We start from the raw sequence: 2,448 nt of genomic DNA on the forward strand, positions 1-2,448 counted from the left end.
CTCAGCGCTTAACAGGCATAGGATAAGCAGTGACTGTTGGGGCTGCGCTTTACCGTCGCCGATGCCTATCGTTTTACCATGACACGCAGGGCTCATGCCATCAATCTGGATTTGAGGGGGGTATTTGCACTTAACGAGTCTGCTGCGCAGTTACCCAAATGCCCAAAAACCGTATGAGACTGGATGGAGAAAATGTTTTTCATCGCGCTAACCTGACCTTTCTTGCCATTAAAAAAGCCGGCGTTAACCGATTTAGGGACGGAGCAGAAACCCGCCCGATTTTATTATTTCCAGCTGATTAAGCTGTAGTTCTTTTTACCACGGCGCAGCAGCGTGTACTTATCGAACAGGCGGTCATCAGCGCTAAAGGCATACTCGGCGTTAGTCTGCAGCGTGCCGTTGATGCTGACTGATTTGGCATCAATCAGTTTGCGCGCCTGCCGGCGGGAGGGGGCCAGTTCAGAATCAACCAGCGCCTGCTGCAGATCCTGACCTGACTCCAGCTCCACGCCTGGCATACCGTCCTGCGCTAGCTGCGCTAGGTCCTGCTCTGTCAGCTCGCTCAGCGGGCCGGAGAACAGGCTTTGAGTGATGCGTTTAGCCGACACCAAGCCTTCTTCACCGTGAACCAGTCGGGTGACCTGCTCGGCCAGTACAGACTGGGCGCGTGGTGCTTTACCGCTGTTTTTATCCTCTGCTTCCAGCGCATTGATCTCGTCAATGCTCATAAATGTGAAAAACTTCAGGAAGCGATAAACGTCAGCATCAGCGGTGTTGATCCAGAACTGATAGAACTTGTACGGGCTGGTTTTCTTCGCGTTCAGCCACACTACGCCACCTTCGGTTTTACCGAATTTGGTGCCGTCTGACTTGGTGATCAGCGGAACAGTCAGGCCAAAGACCTGATTCTGATGCAGGCGGCGCGTCAGGTCGATGCCGGAGGTAATGTTGCCCCACTGGTCGGAACCACCAATCTGCAGCACCATGCCGTGACGCTTGTTCAGGCAGGCGAAGTCATAGCCCTGCAGCAGGTTGTAGGAGAATTCGGTGAAGGAGATCCCTTGGTCATCGCGGTTCAGACGCTGCTTAACGGCTTCCTTGTTAATCATCTGATTAACGGAAAAATGCTTGCCAATATCACGCAGGAAGGTCAGCACATTCATGCCGCCAAACCAGTCATAGTTATTGGCCGCAATGGCGCTGTTGTCGCCGCAGTTAAAATCGAGGAACAGTGCTACTTGTTGGCGGATTTTTTCCACCCACTTATTCACGGTATCGCTGGTGTTCAGCTTACGCTCGGCTGCTTTAAAACTTGGGTCACCGATCAGACCGGTGGCGCCACCAACCAGTGCCACAGGTTTGTGTCCGGCATTCTGAAAACGCTTCAGGCAGAGCAACGGCACCAGATGCCCCAAATGCAAGCTGTCGGCAGTCGGATCGAAACCGCAATAGAGAGCGATTGGCCCCTGTGCCAGTCGCTTTGCTAACGCTTCCTCGTCCGTTACCTGGGCAACAAGGCCCCGCTCTTGCAATTGTTTGATCAGGTTACTGCTGGCCATCTAAGACTCCATGTAAAAAAAAGTCTGCACCTAGGCTGGTACACAGCTTTCCGCTGAAACGCGGAGAAAAAATAGAGGGGTATAGAATAAAGCGCGGGATCGGGCTGGTCCAGCGCTTAGGGGCATTATTTCGTGTTTACGGTGCTAGGCGGTCAATTTTCCACGCATCGCCTTCGCGCTGGTAGAAAAATCGGTCATGCAGACGGTGAGCACCACCCTGCCAGAACTCCATTGAGTCGATTTTGATGCGGTAGCCACCCCAGAAACTCGGCAGGGGGATTTCGCCCTGCTGAAACTTCTGCTTCAGCTCCAAGAACTTGCATTTCAGCACGCCACGCGCTGAAATGCGACTCGACTGCTTTGACACCCAGGCACCGAGCTGGCTGTCGCGCGGGCGGCTGTGAAAATACTTCAACACTTCCAGCGTCGACAAGCCTTCCACTCGGCCTAGCACCATCACCTGGCGCTCTAGCATATGCCATGGGAACAGCAGGCTGATGCGCGGATTGCTCTCCAGCTGCTTCGCTTTGCGACTCCCCAGATTGGTATAAAACACCATGCCCTGAGCATCGAAATGCTTGAGCAGCACGATACGTTGATAGGGCTGGCCCTGCTTGTCAACGGTCGCGACGCTCATTGCCGTCGGATCCGGCAGCTGGGCCTCTACCGCTTGGTTAAGCCAGTGTTCAAACAGGCTTAACGGGTCTTCAGGAAGATCTTTGCGGCGCAGGCCACCGCGCGTATATTCACGGCGCAGATGGGCTATTTGTTGCAGGTGATCGCTGTCGGTCATCATTGCGGCTTCTGAGTAGTTAGGAATATGGCATTGTGCGCCGCACCCTCCAATATTTCAATCAGTTAACGGACTGGGAGAACGTAGCGCCCTTAC

At 53.9% G+C, this 2,448-nt stretch carries 2 protein-coding genes; both read right to left on the reverse strand.

Translation table 11 applies throughout. From position 1 onward, the window contains the following. Positions 1–284 precede the first annotated feature (284 nt). The gene (tyrS, locus tag BBW68_RS04655; protein ID WP_070134218.1) at positions 285–1,559 is read right to left on the reverse strand and encodes a tyrosine--tRNA ligase; all 1,275 of its coding nucleotides are present in this window, start codon (positions 1,557–1,559) and stop codon (positions 285–287) included. A gap of 136 nt (positions 1,560–1,695) precedes the next feature. Continuing rightward, positions 1,696–2,352: a pyridoxamine 5'-phosphate oxidase gene (gene pdxH / locus BBW68_RS04660; protein WP_070134219.1), complete on the reverse strand. Its 657-nt coding sequence runs from the start codon at positions 2,350–2,352 to the stop codon at positions 1,696–1,698. Positions 2,353–2,448 lie beyond the last annotated feature (96 nt).

The sequence above is a fragment of the Candidatus Erwinia dacicola genome (assembly GCF_001756855.1).
GTDB classification, from domain to species: Bacteria; Pseudomonadota; Gammaproteobacteria; order Enterobacterales; family Enterobacteriaceae; genus Erwinia; species Erwinia dacicola.